Genomic DNA, 19511 nt, shown 5'->3' on the forward strand with positions numbered 1-19511 from the left:
CCTGTTTTTATTTCAAAAAACAATTATGCCTTTTCCCAATTTTCAGTCACCGGTACATAAAAAAATGGGAGCGTGCTGATTTCATCATCGACTGAACGCTCGCTCAACACTGCTGCAAAAACTAACGCAGGTCCAGGGGATCACCCTGCCCACGCATTTAATTTAAAAAGGAAATGTAAGCGTTTTAATCCACTTATTCTATTTTACAAAAAAAATAGCAGAAGTTGAATTGTTTTACACAAAATTCCTAAAATTTTTTCGCGTGTATGCAATCAACCTCTGCTATTTTAAAATTCAATTTTCAGTCTTACGATGCCACTGCCGCAGGCTCGCCGCAGACAGCTTTTTCAAGAAGCTCAGCCACGTCGTAGGTAGCAACCTTGTCTTCAACCTCTTTCGCCTTCGTACCGTCTGACAGCATTGTCAAGCAGTATGGACAGCCGGAGCTAATGACAGATGGGTTCACCGATAATGCCTGCTCTGTACGTGCCACGTTGATGCGGTGTCCTGTTTCTTCCTCCATCCACATCAAGCCGCCGCCGGCGCCGCAGCACATTCCTTTGTCACGGTTCCGTTCCATTTCCACCAGCTTCACGCCTGGGATGGCCTTCAAGATTTCACGCGGCGGATCATAAACGTCGTTGTAACGTCCTAAGTAACAAGAATCGTGGAACGTTATCGTTTCGTTTACTGCATGCTTTGGCTTCAAACGGCCATCGCGGACAAGTTCGAAAAGAACCTCCGTATGGTGGTAAACCTCAGCCTGCAACCCGAAATCAGGGTATTCATTTTTGAAAATATTGTAGGCGTGCGGGTCAATCGTAACGATTTTCTTAACCTCAGCCTTTTCGAATTCTTCAATGTTTTTCGCAGCAAGATCCTGGAACAGGAACTCGTTTCCAAGACGGCGGACCGTGTCGCCCGAGTTCTTTTCTTTGTTTCCAAGGATAGCGAATTTCACGCCTGCTTCGTTCAACAATTTAGCGAAGGACAACGCAATCTTCTGGCTGCGGTTGTCGTAAGAGCCCATTGAGCCAACCCAGAACAGGTACTCGAACTCTTCGCCAGCTTTGTTCATTTCTTTGACAGTCGGCACATGAACATCTTCACGAGCTTCGCGCCATGTTTCGCGCTCTTTTCTGTTCAAGCCCCAAGGGTTGCCCTGACGCTCGATGTTAGTGATCGCGCGTTGTGCATCAGCGTCCAATTTTCCTTCTGTTAAAACTAGGTAACGGCGAAGGTCAATAATTTTTTCAACGTGCTCATTCATAACCGGACATTGGTCTTCACAGTTACGGCAGGTTGTACAAGCCCAGATTTCTTCTTCGGTGATGACATCGCCAATCAGGCTAGGGCTGTAGATGGAAGTTGCTGCCGTTTCGGAAGCACCTTGTCCTGCAGCGGCAAGCGCTAGCTGGTTGCCCTTTGTACCGGAAAATGCAAATGTTGGTACCCACGGCTGTTTTTGCGTCACAGCCGCACCGTAATTGGTGAGATGATCACGCATTTTCACGATTAAATCCATTGGCGACAGCATTTTGCCTGTGCCGGTTGCCGGACACATATTTGTACAACGGCCGCATTCTACACAAGCATAGAAGTCCATCATTTGCAGTTGTGTGAAGTCTTCAATTTTTCCAACGCCAAATGATTCAGCGGTTTCGTCCTCGAAGTCAATCTTTCTCAATTTGCCTGCCTTATCCAAACGATTCAGGTAAACGTTTGCAGGACCGGCAATTAAGTGAGCGTGTTTTCCTTGCGGTACGTATACTAAGAATGCCAATAAGAAAATCAAGTGCAGCCACCATGCTACATAAAAGATGGACACTGCTGCTGTTTTGCCGATACCGGCGAAGATGATTGAAATGAGAGATGCCACTGGTTCTGCCAAGGAAGTTTCTTCACCATGCCAGATGATGCCCATTCCGTTTCCTAATAGTACCCAAATCATTAAGCCGCCGATAAAGATTAAGACAAGACCTGATTTAAAGCCTCTCTTTAAGCGGACAAGTTTCTCAACATAACGGCGATGAAATGCCCAGAAAGTGGCCACTAAAATGACTAAAGTGACGATCTCCTGGAAGAATGTAAATGCCGGATAAAGCGGTCCAAGTGGAAGGTGGGATCCTGGTGCAAGCCCTTTCCAAATAAAATCGATCGCTCCAAATTGAACAAGAATGAAGCCGTAAAAGAACATAACGTGGATGGCACCACTCTTCTTATCCTTTAAAAGCTTCTTCTGCCCGAATACCATAACCCAGATTTTTCGCATACGTTCTTTGACATTGTTGTCAAACTCTTCCTTTTTGCCAAGCTTCATATATTCGATCCGTGTTTTGACAACATAGACGAACAGGCTGAGCGCGTAAGCGGTTACGGCCAAGAAGGCAATAAGGTTGACCCATAAAAGTCCATTCATGAAAAAAGCCCCTTTCGTTGATTTCTCCCCTAAGTTTTTTACTTGTTGTTAAAAATAACAAATTTTCTGAACTTACCTTAACTCTATTATAATATGAATGAGCATTCAGTCAATCCATTTTTACTAACTTATAGAAATGTTTGTTGTTGGAAAAACTAACGAAACTGATTGGAGGAAGGTTTTCCAATGAATTTTTTCGTCATTTTTTTCGGAATTGTCTTACTTTTCATTATATGGCTTATTCTAGACTTTTGTCTAGGGCGACAGAAGCATCATTCTTCTGTAAGAAAAATGGAAACTCCCATCCTGCATGGTGATTTTGACATTTTTCCTCATGGCAAGGAACTGTTTTACGACTACTTCTCCGTGCTGCGCGAGGCAGAAAGACATATCCATGTGTTGTTTTATATTGTAAAGGATGATGCCTTTAGTCAGGAATTTCTTTCAATTTTAAAAGAAAAAGCACGGACCGGAGTTGAGGTTCGCTTGCTGCTCGACCGGCTTGGCAGCTGGAAAGTAAAAGGATCTGAGATAAAAGAGCTACGCGCGGCGGGGGTCGAGTTTGCCTTCAGCAATCCGGTGAAGCTCCCCTATCTTTTTTACTCGATGCAGGTCCGGAACCACCGGAAGATTTCGATTATCGATGGGCGAATTGGCTATCTTGGCGGGTTTAATATCGGGAAGGAATATATTGACGAAGAACCAAGCCTTGGCCCATGGCGTGATTATCATCTAAAAATCAGCAGTGAAAGCGTCAATTTTCTACAAAGTGAGTTTCTGATTGATTGGGAGCGATGCACGGGGGTTGACTTGCAAGGTGAGGCAAAATATTTCCCGAAATTGCCTAAGGGTTCCGTCCGCCAGCAATTTATTCCGACAGAAGCCAATCAGCTGGAATGTATGTTCATCAGTCTCATCCAATTGGCCGAAAAATCAATTACCATCGGCACACCTTACTTTATTCCAAGCAGAAAGATTTTTGCGGAGCTGCAGAAGGCGGTGCAACGGGGCGTCTGTCTGACCATCATTGTACCGTCAGTTTCTGACCACATACTCGTGAAAGAGGCGTCGTTCAAATATTTACGAACGCTGCTTCGCGTAGGTGCATTGGTATATCAGTATAATAAAGGGTTTTACCATGCCAAAACCATCGTCATTGATGACAAGGTCGCCGACATCGGTACCGCCAACTTTGACAAACGCAGCCTCTTTTTAAACCAAGAAATCAACTGCTACATCTACGACCCAAGCTTTATTGACAGAATAAAAGGCATACTGGACAAAGACGTCCACGACTCCACTCGGCTCACACTCGAGCAACTGAACAAACCAAACTTGGCCAGATCGATGAAAGAAGCTGTTGCTGGAGTGGTTTCTTACTTTTTATAAGGCCTCAGGCACTGGCGTGAACATTTGGCGTGAACTATTTCTATGGGAGGTGGGAGTAATGAGAATTCGCTTTGGGTATGTTTCGCATGCGATTAGTTTGTGGGATGCCTCTCCGGCCAAGACGCTTACCTTTGCGCGGTATCAACAGCTGAACTCTGAGGAGCGGGCGGCTAAACTCCGCGAGATTACGAAACAAAATCTGAACCACACACTGCGGATGCTCCATTATAATGTGGCTCATGAGCTGGAGCTGTATCGATTCTCCAGCTCGATTGTTCCGCTTGCCACCCATCCGGAGGTGCGCTGGGACTTCGTCGCCCCATTTCGCAGCGAGTGGCAGGAAATTGGCGACCTTGTGAAAAAGCATAACCTAAGGGTCAGCTTTCACCCGAACCAATTTACCTTGTTTACCTCGCCAAAGCAGCAAATTACGGAGAACGCGGTGATCGACATGACCTACCATTTTCAAATGCTGGACGCCATGGAAGTTGCGGCGGATAGCTTGATTAACATCCATATCGGCGGTGCTTATGGTGACAAACAGCAGGCCCTTTCCCGTTTTCATCAAAACCTGAAAGCCTTGCCTGCTCATATAAAAAATATTATGACCTTAGAAAATGACGACAAAACGTATACCGCAGAAGAGACGCTGGCTGTATGTGAAGAAGAGACGATTCCGTTCATTTTTGATTACCATCACCATATGGCCAATCCTTGCACCAAGCCGCTTGAGGAACTGCTGCCACGGATTTTCCAAACCTGGTCCCATAGGCCGAGCCTCTTGCCGAAGGTACACATCTCCTCTCCCAAGTCGGAAAAGGAATACCGGTCCCATGCGGATTTCGTCGACCCAGAGTTTATCATGCCCTTTTTAAAATTGCTGAAAGAGGCTGGAAAGGATGTTGATTTCATGATTGAGGCGAAAGCAAAGGATCAAGCCTGTTTGAAATTGGTGGAGGATTTAAGCAAGATTCGCGGCTTTAAGCGGATTAGCGGAGGTGCGCTAGAAATTAAATAACTCCAGTAAAAAGAGTCCCCGACCCCGGAGACTCTTTTATTCTTCAATTAAATTTAAGACAGGAACGTCCTGCTCATGTTCAGGATCCGTCCTGGAATATATCCGCGCCATTTTCGATGCTTCGTCCACATGCTGGATAATGACCGGCGTTCCCTCATAGGTCACATTAATCATATCCGCGGATTCCAAAATTTCCTTCGCTCTGCCTACATTCATGCGTTCGGTCCACTCCTCACAAATAAGTACACTATTACTATTTGCATTTTTTTGGAGGGTATTCATATTTTTAGGGACTATTTGATAAATAGCAAGGGCCGTTAATCTAATTTTGTGCGTCATTTTTTGCTTACTCGTCAGTTTCTGGCAATTACTCGCCAACTTTTTAAATTTACTCGCTTAATTCGAGATTTACTCGTCGGTTTAATCTATTTACTCGCCAAAATCCCCAATTTACTCTCCAACCCCAATAAAAAGGCCCCCTTTTCCAAAAAAGGAGGCATTTCGAATCTGATAATATATGCTACATTTTTTCCGGTGCCGAAACCCCAATCAACGCCAGCGCATTCCGTAACGTAATCTGCACAGCGTTCACCAATCCAAGGCGTGCCTTAGTCCGCTCAGGCTCACCAGCCTCGAGCACCTTTTCCGCATTGTAAAAGCTGTGGAACGTCGAAGCCAATTCAAAAATGTAATTGGTAACCCGGTGCGGCACGCGCTTCAACGCCGCTTCGCCAACCGCATGCGGGAACTCGCCCAACTTTTTCAACAATTCGATTTCCTTTTCAGAAGCCACCATTGAAAAATCAGCGCCGGAATCAACTGCAAATCCCTGCTCCTCGCCAGACCGCAAAATTGAACAAATCCTTGCGTGAGCATACTGCGCATAATAAACCGGATTTTCATTGGACTGCGATACTGCCAAATCCAAATCAAAGTCCATATGGGTATCCGAGCTGCGCATCGCAAAGAAATAACGCGTCGCATCGAGGCCGACCTCATCGACCAGATCCCGCATTGTTACAGCCTTTCCGGTCCGCTTCGACATCTTCATCTTCTCGCCGTTTTTATACAAATGAACAAGCTGGATGATCTCAACCTCGAGTGCCTCGCGGTCATAGCCGAGCGCCTGAATCGCCGCCTTCATCCTTGGTATATAACCGTGATGGTCCGCTCCCCAAATATTGATCAATTTTTCAAAGCCGCGCTCAAGTTTGTCCTTGTGATAGGCAATATCCGGCGTCAAATACGTGTAAGAGCCGTCCTGCTTAATCAACACGCGATCCTTGTCGTCGCCAAGTTCGGTGGAACGCAGCCAGGTTGCCCCGTCCTGCTCATAGATATAGCCGCTCTCCCGCAATGCCGCCAGCGCCGTGTCAATTTTTCCATTTTTATAAAGCGATGTTTCCGAGTACCACACATCAAAGCGGACACGGAAGTCCTCGAGGTCCCTTTGGAGCTTTTTCATTTCATATTTCAAGCCATACTCCCGGAAAAATTCAAACCGCTCTTCTTCAGAGACATTTACATATTTATCGCCAAACTCTTCCGCAAGCTGCTTGCCAATCCCCACAATGTCCGCACCGTGGTAGCCGTCCTCCGGCATTTCTTTTTCCAGACCAAGCGCTTGGAAATAGCGCGCTTCAACAGAAAGCGCCAGGTTATTAATCTGATTTCCCGCATCATTGATGTAATATTCACGGGACACATCATAGCCAGCCTTGGCCAAAATGTTGCTTAAAGAATCACCGACCGCCGCACCGCGAGCATGTCCTAAGTGAAGGTCGCCCGTTGGATTCGCCGACACGAATTCCACTTGGATTTTCTGGGTGCCGCCAACCGTCGTCTCGCCATACTTGTCCCCTGCCTGCAAAATTGTCGGAATCAGCTCAGTCAAATACGAATTATTCATGTAAAAATTTATAAACCCCGGCCCGGCAATTTCCATTTTTTCAATCGAAGCCTTGGAACGGTCGAAGTTCTCCACAAGGGCCTCGGCAATCATCCGCGGCGCCTTCTTCGCCACCCGCGCCAGCTGCATCGCCATGTTGGTCGAATAATCGCCATGTGCCTTCTCCTTCGGGGTTTCGAGAATCACATCCGGAATCTGCTCTTCGGACGCAAGCCCTGCCTTCAGCACCGCTGCCCGAATTTCCTCCTTAATCTTTTGCTGCACTTGTCCCACAATGTTCATTTTTGTTCCTCCTGAAAACTTATTTCTAAATGGTATGTACCGGCAGGCGTTCCCTGCATGGCAAAATCATATAGGATGCTGATATGTCCGCTGCCATTGTCGTATGAATAGACAAGCTTCCGCGTCTTTGTCGTTGTCTCAAACGTCCCAAACGCCAGCTCGTAACTGCCGCGAAGCTTCCGATTCAGTTGAAAGGGCAGGCGCATCTTCAAAGGGCCGCTTCTTAGGATTAGGGCCTCGTCTTGGGATGTTTTCACAATCGTGCGCACCATCCCCTCCTCCAGCACTTCCTCATACTGCAGGTAGGAAGCCTGATCTTTTTGAAAGTAGCGGCCAAACACCGTCAGTTCAAACGTCTCTTGGTCATCAATCGTTGTCTTCACGTTAATCTTTACAGGAATCTCCATGCTGCACTCCTCTTTAAAAAAAGGAACCTTGATAAGCTCTTTTTTCTCTGTCCATGTCTATAACATTGACTTACACACCGTTTCGCATACTTTTCCTATTATAAACATGGTTTACCTACAAATCAAAAGATGCCCACCCAAAAAAGGGCAGGCATCTTTTAGGGAGTCTGACCCCCATTGCTTTAACGCGTTACTCTATCGGGGGTCTGCCCCATGCAACACTTATTTCACCCAGCCAAGCAGCATTTCGCGAATCAGTTTGCTAGCTGTGTTGGCTGTTTGCTCGGATACATCGTAGATTGGCGCCACTTCAACAAGGTCGCAGCCGACCACATTTACCTCAGAACGGGCAATCGCATGAATCGAAGCAAGCAACTCTTTTGAGGTGATTCCACCCGCATCGACGGTACCAGTTCCTGGCGCATGCGCCGGATCGAGGACGTCGATATCGATTGTGACATAAACCGGACGACCAGCAAGCTTCGGCAGAATTTCCTTTAACGGCTCAAGCACTTCAAACTTGGAAATATGCATGCCGTTTTGTTTGGCCCACTCGAATTCTTCCTTCATCCCGGAACGGATGCCGAAAGAATACACGTTGTGCGGCCCAATATGCTCAGCGATTTTACGAATTGGTGTAGAGTGCGATAACGGCTCACCCTCATAATTTTCACGCAGGTCGGTATGGGCATCCATATGGATAATCGCCAAATCCGGATATTTTTTAAAAACAGCCTTCATAACCGGCCAGGAAACTAGGTGCTCCCCGCCCATGCCAAACGGGAACTTCTCGGCAGCCAATACCTGGTCAATGAAATCTTCAATAATATCAAGGCTCTTCTGGGCATTCCCAAACGGAAGCGGAATATCGCCCGCATCGAAATATTTTACTTCATCAAGCTCGCGGTCGAGGTACGGGCTGTACTCCTCAAGCCCAATCGACACCTCGCGAATCCGTGCCGGGCCGAAACGGGAACCCGGGCGGTAGCTTACCGTCCAGTCCATCGGCATTCCATATAATACAACCTGACTCTCCTCAAAATTCGGGTGGCTCTTAATGTATACATTCCCCGAATACGCTTCATCAAAACGCATCATTTATTCCCCTTTCTAACGGGGGTACGCCCCCCAATACATCACCAGACCATTTTATTTCAACAAATCCCCCACAAATTTCGGCAGAACAAAGGCTGCCTTGTGGAGTTCTTTTGTGTAGTATCGTGTTTCGATGTCGTGGAAGCGGTCGTCGCCGACTGCGAGCGGATCGTATTTTTTCGATCCGATGGTGAATGCCCACAGGCCGCTTGGATAGGTTGGGATATTGGCAACATAAAGGTTGGTCAGCGGGAAAATTTCACGAACGTCACGCTGCACATTGCGAATCAGATCCGCTTTAAACCACGGGTTGTCTGACTGGGCCACAAAGATTCCGTCTTCCTTCAATGCCTTGGAAATCCCGGCATAGAATCCCTTTGTAAACAGGTTCACGGCGGGTCCAACCGGTTCAGTCGAGTCTACCATAATGACATCGTATTCATTTTCACTATTGGCAATGTGCATAAACCCATCATCAACGCGGACATCGACACGAGGGTCGTCCAGCCAGCCGGCAATCTCAGGCAGGAACTTCTTCGAATACTCGATTACTTTCCCGTCGATATCGACAAGCGTCGCCTTTTTCACACTTGGGTGCTTCAACACCTCGCGGATGACGCCGCCATCACCGCCGCCGACAACCAGCACATTCTCCGGATTCGGATGCGTAAATAACGGCACATGTGCGACCATCTCATGGTAGACGAACTCGTCTTTTACCGAAGTCATGACCATGCCGTCTAGCAAGAGCATGTTGCCCCACTCGGCTGTTTCTACCATTTCCAGCATTTGAAACTCGGTTTGTTCTGTATGTAAAGTTTGATTCACTTTCATCGTAATCCCAAAGTTCTCGGTCTGCTTTTCCGTAAACCAAAGTCCGCCCATCTAACCATCTTCCTTTCCTCTTTTTTCTAATAAACACTTCAAATTTATACTACCCAAACTATTGAATTACAAACACATGAAAAAGTCTAGCAAAAATGTTTCAAATTCCTGCAAAAAATTGTTTAAAAAGAGTCTATTTTTTCAATACTATTACTATCGGTTTTTTCCAAAATCCAAAATTTCCCGTCAGAACGGTATTACAAAAAAACAGGGGGTGAAGTTAGCATGGAAGTCATGACGAATCACGGTTTTCGAAAAACAGTTAAATATTTGCGTGCTCTAATCATCATCAGCTTGATTGGCATGATTTGTATGCTTGTACTTTTCCTCGGCGTCCTCGCCTATGCGAAAATACTAGGACCGCCGCCGCTCGCCGTTCCGCAGTCGACGTTATTCTTCGCTGACGACGGAACGCTGATCGGCGAAAGCAATAACGGCCAGAAGCGCTACTGGGCAAAGCTTAACGATATCTCTCCGGATCTCGTCAATGCGACCATTGCGATTGAGGATAAAAATTTTTACGAGCATCATGGGTTTGATTATAAGCGGATTGCCGGGGCAGTTCTCGCCGATATCAAGGCCTTCGCCAAGGTTCAGGGGGCAAGTACCATCACCCAGCAATACGCTCGGAACCTTTTCCTCGAGCATGACAAAACTTGGACGCGTAAGCTGACCGAAGCCTTTTATGCGATCCGCCTCGAGATGAACTATTCAAAACAACAAATTCTAGAAGGCTATTTAAATACGATTTATTACGGCAACGGCGCTTATGGGGTCGAAGCAGCCAGCCAATATTATTATGGTAAAAAAGCAGCCGACCTCTCGCTGGCAGAAGCAAGCCTGCTCGCCGGCATTCCGAAGGGGCCGGGCATCTATTCACCGCTCCGGTCTATCAAAAACGCGAAAGCGCGGCAAAACATTATTTTGCAAAGCATGGTGAAAAACGGATACATCAAGAAAGATGCAGCCCAAATTGCGGCCGGGCAGCGCCTTGTCTTCGTGGGGGAACACCAGACGGTTAAAGCAAGGACCGCCCCTTATTTTCAGGATGCGGTTAAAAAAGCCTTGAAAAATCAGCTTCATCTCGATGACCGGACCATCGCCCTCGGCGGCCTAAAGGTCTATACGACACTGAACATGAAGCAGCAGGAGGCGGCTGAGGAGCAGGTCAATCGGTATGTCTCAAAATCCTCGGAAATTCAGGTCGGCCTTGTCGCAATGGACCCGAAAAACGGCAATGTTAAGGCGATGGTCGGCGGCCGGGATTATGAAAAAAGTCCGTTCAACCGGGCCGTTCAGGCGGTCCGCCAGCCAGGCTCGACCATCAAGCCGCTCCTGTACTACGCTGCCCTTGAGCACGGCTTCACGCCATCGTCAACGATGCGGAGCGAGTTTACGAAATTCCAGTTTGACGACGGGCAGGCCGACTATACGCCGCATAATTTTAACAACAAGTATGCTGACGGCGAGATTACTCTTGCTCAGGCCCTTGCCGTTTCGGATAATATTTTTGCCGTAAAAACCCACCTCTTTTTAGGGGAAGAAACATTAATTGATACAGCGAAGAAATTCGGCCTGTCCACCACAATGTCGAAGGTGCCGTCACTTGCGCTGGGTACCTCAGGGGTGCGAGTGATTGAAATGGCGAACGCCTACAGCATGTTCGCCAATGGCGGCAAAAAGGTCAGCCCGAACCTGATTACGAGAGTGGAAGACTTTAATGGCAATGTCATTTTTGAAAAGGAAAATAAAGAAGAAAAGGTGCTGGACCCGGCCAAAGCGTTCGTCATGACGCAAATGATGACCGGTGTGTTCGACCCTAAGCTTAGCGGCTATGCCAGGGTTACGGGAAGCACTATCATCAACGACTTGACCCGCCCCTATGCCGGAAAGTCCGGTTCGACGGAAACGGACAGCTGGATGATCGGCTTCTCGCCACAGCTGGTGACGGCCGTTTGGGCAGGCTATGATATCGGCAAACCGCTTGATGTTACTGCCGAGAAAACGTATGCGAAGAACGTTTGGGCGAATTTCATGGAGGAGGCTTTGGACGGCAAGCCCGTCAAAGCATTCAAGCCGCCAAAAGAGGGTGTCATCGGGCTTTACGTCGACCCGACGAACGGCAAGCTGGCGACCAGGGATTGCCCAGTCCGCCGCTTCACCTACTACGTGACTGGCACTGAACCAACCGAATATTGCACCGAGCATATCGGCAAAGGCGGTTCGAAAAAGCATGATAAGAATGGCGATGACCAAAAAACCCCATGGTATAAACGCATTCTTCCATGGAGTTAATGAACGGAAAAAGCTCCGGGTTCAGCCCCGGAGCTTTTTCCTGTCCTAGTCTTACAGTGTTTTCACACTTCTTATAATACTACCCATTTTTGAAAAAAACTACAAGAGTTTGACATCATTTATTTTTGTAAAAAAATGTTCATAATTAGGGTTAAAAAGGGGCTTGATTTTCCCTAAAATATTCTAATTAGCCTGCAAACCTTTTTTCAGTTCATCGGTCGAATTGTTCCATAAATCTTCGTTATGGCCGCGCAAGAAATCGGCTAGCACCTTTTTCGATTTGTCGTCCATATGTTCGACGATAATGTGGCGCTTCAGCGATTTATCCATGCGGTTGACGTGCTCTGGCAGCGACTTGTAGCCGCGGCGGATTTCCCGGTCAACAGTCATATAACAGGCTGTCACTCCAGCATAATAAGGACCTTCCGGCTTGCGGTCAACCGTCACCCACACAAGCCAATAAGGCTTGCCATTTGGCACATCATCCTGATTCGGGAGGAATTTGATCCCTTTTTCAACGACGCTGCGGGCATGCATCGCACCGACATCAATCTCTGCTTCCCCGGCATTGACGTCAATAATGACCGGCGAAACATTATCCAGGCTCAACGCCCCCTTGCCATAGCCCTTGTGCCCGTCCGTCGGGTCATTTTTAATAATATTAAAACCTAGTTTTTTCTTGTTTTCTTCCATTGATGCTATAAACCTCCTTTAAAAAAACAAACCATAAAAGAAATTGCTTAATCCACCAGCCACCCACGGGACGACAACATTAAAAATCGGCTGAATCGTATAGCTGTCGAGCGGTGTGATGACTAATATCAGAAAAATTAATATCCCATACTGTTCATATTGTGTCATTTTTGCCCGGACTTCATTGGGCGCCAAATCTTCGACAATCCGGTAGCCGTCAAGCGGCGGCAGGGGAAGAAGATTAAAAATAAACAATACCACATTGAGCTGAATAAAGATTTCAAAAAAATCATATAAACGATCTGGTGCATTGACCCCAAACCGGTTCAGCCCATAGGCGATAATAAAGCCGAGGCAAGCCAGCACCAAATTGCTCAGCGGCCCCGCGGCTGACACAAGCACTCCGGCAAGGCGCGGCTTTTTAAAGAAAAAGCGATTGACCGGAACAGGACGGGCCCAGCCAAAGCCAGCGATAAAAATTAAAATGGTCCCGAATGGATCAAGATGCTGCAGCGGGTTTAACGTCAGGCGGCCTTGCTTTTGGGCAGTGTGGTCGCCGAATTTATAGGCAACATAAGCATGGGCAAATTCGTGAAATGTAAAGGCAAACACGAGCGTAATCGCGACGTAGGGAATCAGCTCCAACGGGTATGCGAAAAATCGACTAAAACCTTCCAAATGGATTTCTCCTCTCTCGTGAAAAAACAGCTTGGTATCTCTCTAGTTTCCTTTAAGTATACATGAAACCGCATGGAAAAAGAAAACCAAATGTGCCGACCATTCTTGCACATTTTGACCGTTTGTGGAACACTACAATCATGACCCATTAAAAGGAGGAAGTTAGTATGCCATATGTAACTGTTAAAATGCTTGAAGGTCGCACCGAGGAGCAAAAGAAAGCGCTCGTTGAAAAAGTAACCGACGCCGTCAGCGAAACCACCGGCGCACCAAAAGAAAACATCACCATCTTCATCGAAGAAATGAGCAAAAACCACTACGCAAGAGCAGGAGTTCGCTTCAGCGACAAATAGGGTGTCAGGCACCGCTCGTGGACATTTGTCCGCCTAAGGTGCACACCCAGACTCAAATGCAATAAAAAACCGCTTGAAATCGGCCGTGATTCAAGCGGTTTTTTACAATTGCCTTTATTGCGTTACTTTGACTTTTAATGCCTCAATATATCGATACGCCTCATCGATTTCTTCCTCTGTATAGCGCTGGCTGCTTTTCAGCGTGAACACCTTCTGGGCAACCTCTTCCTTTGGAAGATTATCAAAATATAAAACCGTCGAAACCAGTTCAAGGAATCTAGCATTCTGGTCATTCATATCGGTCAGGCAATCCTCCAAGCAAGGCATGTCCACTTCGTTTAGACTCAAAAACTCCTTGCCTGAATCGGTCAATGTATAGCGATATTGATAATATCCGCCCTTTTTCTCCTTCACTTCATTTAGAAACCCCATATTGCAAAGCTCCTCCACGCGGGTGGTCAATTCCTCAGAGTATGGGCCGTAAAAGTGAAATTGGAATCGGTCCTGAAACGGAAAATCAATTTTTTTAGCAATATATATCATCTTCTGCAGCTTTTTTCTTCCGATAATTTCACCGGAAACTAGAATTGCCTGCATCAGTTTGGCATGATCTTTCAGCAATGTTCGTCATCTCCTACTCCATTTAACAATACTTATTGTAAAAGGGCGCGAATTTTCTTTTTCCACTCTGCACCATTGGCAGTGTCCTCAAGAAAATCAGCCGGATAGTATAGCTTGTGGTCCGTTCTGCGTTTTCCCGAAATCGCATCGACGATTTCTGATTCGCGGGAAAGCTCCCGCAAGTCCCCATTTTTCATCAACAGATGAATCGGCAGCCGTTCCTCTTCCTCACCTGGACGGTAAAAGTCATATGGCAGATCTGATGAAGAATCGACCACCAAGTAATATTCGGGGTCAATACCTGCTTTTTCAAAAAGCAACGTTAATTCGGCGAGCTTTTTATATTCCTTGGCAGGATCAAATTCGGCATACTTAAATAAATTCCGATTGACAAAACGCTTGCAGAGGTCGCTTATAATAGGGTCGGCCTCCTCCTGCCAGATCTGAAAATAAAACATAATCACAGATTCATCTAATTTTAAATAGTCTTCTAACGTCACTTGCTCCGTGAAAAAAGAGATAAAGTGAATCGGTTCATGTTTAAAAGAATAGTTTTTCTTAAATAATTCCTTGGCGCGATGGAGAATTTTTGTCAAAATAACCTCCGCACTGCGGGAGACGGGGTGGAAGTAAACCTGCCAGTACATTTGGTAGCGGCTCATGATATAATCCTCGACCGCATGCATGCCGCTCTTTTTAATGACGACCTGGTCCTCGCGCGGACGCATCACCCTTAAAATCCGCTCCATGTCAAACTGCCCATAGCTTACCCCGGTAAAGTAGGCATCGCGCTGAAGATAATCCATCCGGTCAGCGTCAATTTGACTGGAAATCAGGCTGACAACCATCTTCTTTTCCGATGTTTTCGCGATCACTTCGGCTACCTGCTCAGGAAACTCCGGGCTGACTCTTTGGAGGACCCTGTTTACCTCTGTGCTTCCGAGGATAATCGCACGGGTGAAGTCCTCATGGTCAAAGCCGAACACTTTCTCAAAGGCGTGGGAAAACGGACCGTGGCCGAGGTCGTGCAGCAAAGCCGCGCAAAGGGTTAGAAGGCGGTCATCGTCGTTCCATTCTGGCCTTCCTTCGAACACGTCATCGATGATCCGGCGGACAATTTCGTAAACGCCAAGGGAATGGTTGAATCGGCTGTGCTCTGCACCGTGAAAGGTCAAAAAGGTCGTCCCCAGCTGCTTAATGCGTCTTAAACGCTGAAACTCCTTCGTCCCGACCAAATCCCAAATCACCCGGTCGCGGACGTGGACATAGCGATGGACGGGGTCCTTAAACACTTTTTCTTCGCTTAATTTTTCCGCCGAATACACCATTGGCTTCCCTCTTCCTGATCTTTCTTGGTTCTATTATATCCCCAATAAAAGGGTAAATCATCCAAAATTCAACAATTTTCATCAGTATTTTTCGACATCAATAAAAGAAAAAAATCACCAATGTATAATCGCAAAGGTGATTATTTTAGCTTTTTATTGATTTTCTCCATTAATTCCTCTTCTGTCAGGGCCGCGAGCGGGCGGTTATTGACAAAGGCGAACGTCTTTTTTCGGCCGGGTCCGCAATAAGACTGGCAGCCGATTTTGATTTCGGCATTCGGGTCAATCTCTTTCAGACGAGGGATCAATGTCTTTAAATTTACGGCTTGACAATCGTCGCAAACGCGAAATTCATTGGACATTTATTACAACCCTTTCTACAAAAACAATCTATAAATAATAGTTTAACCAACTACCATATTGAAATTACAATGAGAAAAATCACAATTTGAAAAAAGTTTAAAACCTCAGGTCCGTACATTGAACTACTAACGTATTTTACATTTTCTCTGTTTTCAATGCAAGTTGCAAAGTTTAGCAATCATGGTTCTACTTCTCAATAAACCGCAACACAACAGCCGCTAATCGGCATAACCAAAGCAATCACCCAAATCACTGCTTTATATTTGCTAATAAGAAAGTATAAACTTTCTGTCGAAAACTTTATACTTTCTTAACGCATAAATTCAACTACGCCTCTGTCTTCGTCCTATCGGACTCGCCAATCGGCGAGTTTTCATTTAACCTATTAGCAAAAAAATCTATTATCCTTTTAACCATTTTGGTATAAAGCCTAGAAAACTTGTCCATCATAAGACTAGAACTTTTTATAATTTCGCCGGAATTTGCCCGGCAAATCATGTGGATATTATGTTAGGGAGATGAAAAAATATGAAAGTTCGTCAAGATGCATGGACAGATGAAGACGATTTGCTTTTGGCCGAAACCGTCCTCAGACACGTGAGGGAGGGCAGCACCCAGCTTAACGCATTTGAAGAGGTAGGAGACAAATTGAACCGGACCTCCGCAGCCTGCGGTTTCAGATGGAACGCCGTTGTCCGCCATCGCTATGAAAAAGCGTTGCAATTAGCGAAAAAACAGCGCAAACAAAGACAAAGAATCCTAGGAAAGGATCAAGGCGGCAAGAAAAAGCTTCTCTACAACCCGCCGGTTCCAGTCTCCGAAGATTTAGGAGTTTTAAACGTTCAGAGTGAAGTGATGCCTGAGGCCCCTGCTGAAATGCAGGACATGACGGTTGAAATGGCAGTAGAAGCATTGGTGCAGACGCAAGCGCAAACAGCGCCGGTACAGACCTACAGGCCAGCTGTGACAACATCCGCATCAGGTCTCACAATGGATACCATTATTGCTTTCTTGGAAAACTTTAAACATTCCAATCTGCAAAATGATGTATTAAAAACTGAGAATGAAAGATTAAAAAGAGAAATTGCTGACCTGAGACAGCAGAATGAAGAATTGAGCTCGAAAGTCAGGGATCTTGAGGATAACCGCGAAACGATGCAGGAAGATTACGAGACCCTCATGAAGATCATGAACCGCGCCCGCAAGCTTGTTCTTTTTGAGGAAGAGGAACGTCCGGCAACAAAGTTCAAAATGGACCGCAACGGGAACCTCGAAAAGGTAGCCGAATAATTCTCTAGACAGAAAGCACTGGGAGAGAGACGCACAGCATCTTTATTCAAAAAAAGCCGGACATCCTTTACAAAGGATGTGACGGCTTTTTTGCTTGGCTTGAAAAATTAGCTCCGTGAATGCACTCCACGCCAGTCCCAACTTGCGGATAGGGCCTGCCAACTTGCAGATAATCCGCGCTGACTTGCTTCAATAGAGCCTTCCAAATTGCGGATAAGGCCCACCAATTGGCGGAAAGCTGTAAAAGCAGCAGGCTTTGCCGGATTCGCTACATCTCCGCCAGCTTTTCATTCCGCTCGACAATTCTCTGGTAGTAGCCAGGCAAAAGCTCCAGTTCGTATTCATTTAAAGGGCCGGCAAACAGCCGGTCACTGGTATTTTTCAACTCCGTTAGCAGCCTGAGCATGACGTCGGCTATGCTAAGTTCCACTCCGAGCAGCTCTGAAAGTGAGGCCATAACCTCCGGGACGATTTCGGGATACACGAGCTTGGTTGGCTCATTTCGTTTTGCTTTTCTGTAAAATTCGCGAACAAGTTCAGCGCGCTCCGACCCGCTCCCGTTTACACAAAGATAAATCTGGACTGCGACCCCTTTTTTCAAACGGCGCTGCGAAATGCCTGCAAATTTTTTTCCGCCGATGCTGAGGTCATAGCTGCCCGGGCAGTAGGAACCGACGATTTCCCTCGCTTCAATCTGCTGCGGAAAGTCGAAAAACATGTGTTGGACCAACTCCCACATCGCATCATAGCCGCGGTTGATGTCGATTCCTTTTTCCGCCTCCGGAAGAATCAACGAGATGTTAAGGACTCCTTCATCGAGAACCACAGCAAGTCCGCCGGAATTCCTGACGATAGACTGATAGCCCTTTTCTTCTAAAAATTGAATGCCCTCCTGTAAGAATGGCAGTTTTGTATCTTGTATGCCGAGGACGATCGTGTTGTAATGCACCCACGTGCGCGCTGTTGCCGGGGCCTGTTCCGCTCCGACCGAGGCACACAGTGTGTCATCGATGCCAAATGACTGCAGCGCCTGAAAATGCGGCCCGACCGAGGACTGGTCAATAATCCGCCACTGTGGTTGTCGCAATAAACCTTCCATTTTGGTTGCTCCTTGTACGGTATGATGGAGTTATTTTATCAAAATGCTTCAGGAAAAAATAGTTCGGGCTCTCTCAAAGGAGGGTATCGACACGTTTCTGTCTTATATCAACAAATTTCTGCAACTTATCTACAAAAGTTTTTCAGATATCTACAATTTTCACGATATATCTACACATTTTAGTAAGATATCTACAAATTCTAATCGGGCCTGAAAAAAAGAGCCAGTCCAGCCTCGGACCAGCCCTCAAAATATCACTACAATCCCTGTGCCGCCGTAATCAACGCCAGCTTATAAACGTCCTCTTCGTTACAGCCGCGGGAAAGGTCATTAACCGGCGCGTTCAACCCCTGCAGAATCGGGCCAACTGCTTCAAAACCGCCTAAGCGCTGGGCAATTTTGTAGCCGATATTTCCCGCTTCCAAACTAGGGAAGATAAATACATTCGCGTCGCCCTGCAGCACGGAGCCAGGCGCTTTGCTTTTTGCCACAGAAGGAACAAAGGCAGCGTCAAACTGGAATTCCCCGTCGAGCACAAGCGACGGTTCACGACGCTTCGCCTCTTCAACAGCGGCCACAACCCGCTCCGTTTCTTCCGACTTCGCAGAGCCCTTCGTTGAGAACGATAGCATCGCTACACGTGGCTCAAGATCAAACTTCTCCGCCGTTTTCGCGCTTTCAATCGCGATTTCCGCTAAATCCATACTGTCAGGTGCGATGTTAATCGCGCAATCCGCAAACACATATTTCTCGTCATCGCGGACCATAATGAACACGCCTGAGGTTTTCTTCACTCCAGCCTTCGTCTTGATGATCTGCAAAGCAGGGCGGACGGTATCCGCAGTCGAGTGGGCAGCGCCACTGACAAGTCCATGTGCTTTATTTGTATATACCAGCATCGTGCCAAAGTAGTTTTCATCTAATAAAATCTTGCGGGCATCCTCTTCGGTTGCTTTTCCATTACGGCGTTCCACAAACGCGGCCACTAGCTCATCCATTCCCGCGTAGCTCGCCGGGTCATAAATTTCCGCGGCATCCAAGGATACGCCAAGCTCCTGCGCTTTAGCCTGAACCTGCTCAATATTGCCAACCAAAATTGGTGTAAGCAGATTTTCCTCCGCTAAGCGGCCGGCCGCTCTGACAATCCGCTCATCCAGTCCTTCTGGAAAAACAATCTTCAAGCCGCGTCCGGAAATTTTATTTTTCAATCCTTCAAACAAATCCACACCTAACACTCCTTTTAAAAAAACTCCTTTAAATCAGCATACTTTACCCATTATATTTTTCAAGCGATGTTCATCACAGACAGCGTTTCCACGGAAAAATTTATTTTTTCAAAAAATGGCACTCTACCTTTTACTATTCTCTTTTTTTCACAAAAATATCC

General features: G+C 46.6%; 18 protein-coding genes. 5 read left to right on the forward strand and 13 right to left on the reverse strand.

Annotated features, from left to right (window positions below):
* Positions 1 to 307: 307 nt before the first annotated feature.
* Complete coding sequence (locus KHB02_RS21285; protein WP_213147950.1) at positions 308 to 2419, reverse strand: heterodisulfide reductase-related iron-sulfur binding cluster; 2112 nt, start codon at positions 2417 to 2419, stop codon at positions 308 to 310.
* A 186-nt stretch (positions 2420 to 2605) separates the two neighbouring features.
* Between KHB02_RS21285 and cls the strand changes: the two genes are divergently transcribed.
* Positions 2606 to 3808 carry a cardiolipin synthase gene (gene cls, locus KHB02_RS21290; RefSeq protein ID WP_213147949.1) on the forward strand — a complete coding sequence of 401 codons (1203 nt, stop codon included), beginning with the start codon at positions 2606 to 2608 and terminating at the stop codon, positions 3806 to 3808.
* A gap of 58 nt (positions 3809 to 3866) precedes the next feature.
* Entirely contained in the window at positions 3867 to 4826 is a 960-nt protein-coding gene (gene uvsE / locus KHB02_RS21295) for a UV DNA damage repair endonuclease UvsE (protein ID WP_213147948.1), read from the forward strand.
* Between the two features lie 36 nt (positions 4827 to 4862).
* Here the strand turns inward: uvsE and KHB02_RS21300 are convergent, their stop codons facing one another.
* The 5 genes from KHB02_RS21300 to speE form a co-directional block, all read right to left on the reverse strand.
* Positions 4863 to 5042: an H-type small acid-soluble spore protein gene (locus KHB02_RS21300; protein ID WP_213117100.1), complete on the reverse strand. Its 180-nt coding sequence runs from the start codon at positions 5040 to 5042 to the stop codon at positions 4863 to 4865.
* Positions 5043 to 5346: 304 nt separating this feature from the next.
* Entirely contained in the window at positions 5347 to 7017 is a 1671-nt protein-coding gene (gene argS / locus KHB02_RS21305; RefSeq protein WP_213147947.1) for an arginine--tRNA ligase, read from the reverse strand.
* Positions 7014 to 7424: a YwiB family protein gene (locus KHB02_RS21310; protein WP_213147946.1), complete on the reverse strand. Its 411-nt coding sequence runs from the start codon at positions 7422 to 7424 to the stop codon at positions 7014 to 7016. Before KHB02_RS21310 ends, argS begins: the two co-directional genes overlap by 4 nt.
* A gap of 222 nt (positions 7425 to 7646) precedes the next feature.
* Positions 7647 to 8519: an agmatinase gene (gene speB / locus KHB02_RS21315; protein ID WP_213148108.1), complete on the reverse strand. Its 873-nt coding sequence runs from the start codon at positions 8517 to 8519 to the stop codon at positions 7647 to 7649.
* 54 nt (positions 8520 to 8573) lie between these two features.
* Positions 8574 to 9404 (reverse strand): spermidine synthase, encoded by an 831-nt coding sequence (speE, locus tag KHB02_RS21320; protein WP_213147945.1) that lies wholly within the window; start codon positions 9402 to 9404, stop codon positions 8574 to 8576.
* A gap of 225 nt (positions 9405 to 9629) precedes the next feature.
* Here speE and KHB02_RS21325 point away from each other — a divergent pair, with 225 nt between their 5' ends.
* Positions 9630 to 11699: a transglycosylase domain-containing protein gene (locus KHB02_RS21325; RefSeq protein ID WP_213147944.1), complete on the forward strand. Its 2070-nt coding sequence runs from the start codon at positions 9630 to 9632 to the stop codon at positions 11697 to 11699.
* 183 nt (positions 11700 to 11882) lie between these two features.
* Here the strand turns inward: KHB02_RS21325 and KHB02_RS21330 are convergent, their stop codons facing one another.
* Together KHB02_RS21330 and KHB02_RS21335 are read right to left on the reverse strand one after the other, a co-directional pair.
* Entirely contained in the window at positions 11883 to 12392 is a 510-nt protein-coding gene (locus tag KHB02_RS21330) for a YwhD family protein (protein WP_213147943.1), read from the reverse strand.
* 18 nt (positions 12393 to 12410) lie between these two features.
* Positions 12411 to 13070, reverse strand: coding sequence for a site-2 protease family protein (locus KHB02_RS21335; RefSeq protein WP_213147942.1), 660 nt, complete (start codon positions 13068 to 13070; stop codon positions 12411 to 12413).
* Positions 13071 to 13237: 167 nt separating this feature from the next.
* Here KHB02_RS21335 and KHB02_RS21340 point away from each other — a divergent pair, with 167 nt between their 5' ends.
* Positions 13238 to 13423, forward strand: a complete 186-nt coding sequence (locus tag KHB02_RS21340) for a 2-hydroxymuconate tautomerase (RefSeq protein WP_213117092.1) — start codon at positions 13238 to 13240, stop codon at positions 13421 to 13423.
* 114 nt (positions 13424 to 13537) lie between these two features.
* Here the strand turns inward: KHB02_RS21340 and KHB02_RS21345 are convergent, their stop codons facing one another.
* The 3 genes from KHB02_RS21345 to KHB02_RS21355 all read right to left on the reverse strand — a co-directional run bounded on the left by KHB02_RS21345 (position 13538) and on the right by KHB02_RS21355 (position 15734).
* Positions 13538 to 14044 (reverse strand): YwgA family protein, encoded by a 507-nt coding sequence (locus KHB02_RS21345; protein WP_213147941.1) that lies wholly within the window; start codon positions 14042 to 14044, stop codon positions 13538 to 13540.
* A gap of 32 nt (positions 14045 to 14076) precedes the next feature.
* A complete protein-coding gene (locus KHB02_RS21350) occupies positions 14077 to 15372 on the reverse strand; it encodes an HD domain-containing protein (RefSeq protein ID WP_213147940.1) in 1296 nt (431 codons plus the stop codon).
* 140 nt (positions 15373 to 15512) lie between these two features.
* A complete protein-coding gene (locus tag KHB02_RS21355) occupies positions 15513 to 15734 on the reverse strand; it encodes a YuzB family protein (RefSeq protein ID WP_213147939.1) in 222 nt (73 codons plus the stop codon).
* 529 nt (positions 15735 to 16263) lie between these two features.
* Between KHB02_RS21355 and KHB02_RS21360 the strand changes: the two genes are divergently transcribed.
* Entirely contained in the window at positions 16264 to 17025 is a 762-nt protein-coding gene (locus KHB02_RS21360) for an RsfA family transcriptional regulator (RefSeq protein ID WP_213147938.1), read from the forward strand.
* 268 nt (positions 17026 to 17293) lie between these two features.
* Here KHB02_RS21360 and lipL read toward each other — a convergent pair whose 3' ends face one another.
* Both lipL and pta read right to left on the reverse strand, forming a co-directional pair.
* Entirely contained in the window at positions 17294 to 18124 is an 831-nt protein-coding gene (lipL, locus tag KHB02_RS21365) for an octanoyl-[GcvH]:protein N-octanoyltransferase (protein ID WP_213147937.1), read from the reverse strand.
* 257 nt (positions 18125 to 18381) lie between these two features.
* Positions 18382 to 19350 (reverse strand): phosphate acetyltransferase, encoded by a 969-nt coding sequence (gene pta, locus KHB02_RS21370; protein WP_213147936.1) that lies wholly within the window; start codon positions 19348 to 19350, stop codon positions 18382 to 18384.
* Between the last annotated feature and the right edge of the window lie 161 nt (positions 19351 to 19511).

Origin of the sequence: Neobacillus citreus, from assembly GCF_018343545.2 — a bacterium.
Classification (GTDB): Bacteria; Bacillota; Bacilli; order Bacillales; family Cytobacillaceae; genus Neobacillus; species Neobacillus citreus.

Coding starts and splice junctions, on each gene's coding strand:
- KHB02_RS21285 (WP_213147950.1), bottom strand. CDS start 2,419: ATGAATGGACTTTTATGGGTCAACCTTATTGCCTTCTTGGCCGTAACC.
- cls (WP_213147949.1), top strand. CDS start 2,606: ATGAATTTTTTCGTCATTTTTTTCGGAATTGTCTTACTTTTCATTATA.
- uvsE (WP_213147948.1), top strand. CDS start 3,867: ATGAGAATTCGCTTTGGGTATGTTTCGCATGCGATTAGTTTGTGGGAT.
- KHB02_RS21300 (WP_213117100.1), bottom strand. CDS start 5,042: ATGAATGTAGGCAGAGCGAAGGAAATTTTGGAATCCGCGGATATGATT.
- argS (WP_213147947.1), bottom strand. CDS start 7,017: ATGAACATTGTGGGACAAGTGCAGCAAAAGATTAAGGAGGAAATTCGG.
- KHB02_RS21310 (WP_213147946.1), bottom strand. CDS start 7,424: ATGGAGATTCCTGTAAAGATTAACGTGAAGACAACGATTGATGACCAA.
- speB (WP_213148108.1), bottom strand. CDS start 8,519: ATGCGTTTTGATGAAGCGTATTCGGGGAATGTATACATTAAGAGCCAC.
- speE (WP_213147945.1), bottom strand. CDS start 9,404: ATGGGCGGACTTTGGTTTACGGAAAAGCAGACCGAGAACTTTGGGATT.
- KHB02_RS21325 (WP_213147944.1), top strand. CDS start 9,630: ATGGAAGTCATGACGAATCACGGTTTTCGAAAAACAGTTAAATATTTG.
- KHB02_RS21330 (WP_213147943.1), bottom strand. CDS start 12,392: ATGGAAGAAAACAAGAAAAAACTAGGTTTTAATATTATTAAAAATGAC.
- KHB02_RS21340 (WP_213117092.1), top strand. CDS start 13,238: ATGCCATATGTAACTGTTAAAATGCTTGAAGGTCGCACCGAGGAGCAA.
- KHB02_RS21350 (WP_213147940.1), bottom strand. CDS start 15,372: ATGGTGTATTCGGCGGAAAAATTAAGCGAAGAAAAAGTGTTTAAGGAC.
- KHB02_RS21355 (WP_213147939.1), bottom strand. CDS start 15,734: ATGTCCAATGAATTTCGCGTTTGCGACGATTGTCAAGCCGTAAATTTA.
- KHB02_RS21360 (WP_213147938.1), top strand. CDS start 16,264: ATGAAAGTTCGTCAAGATGCATGGACAGATGAAGACGATTTGCTTTTG.
- lipL (WP_213147937.1), bottom strand. CDS start 18,124: ATGGAAGGTTTATTGCGACAACCACAGTGGCGGATTATTGACCAGTCC.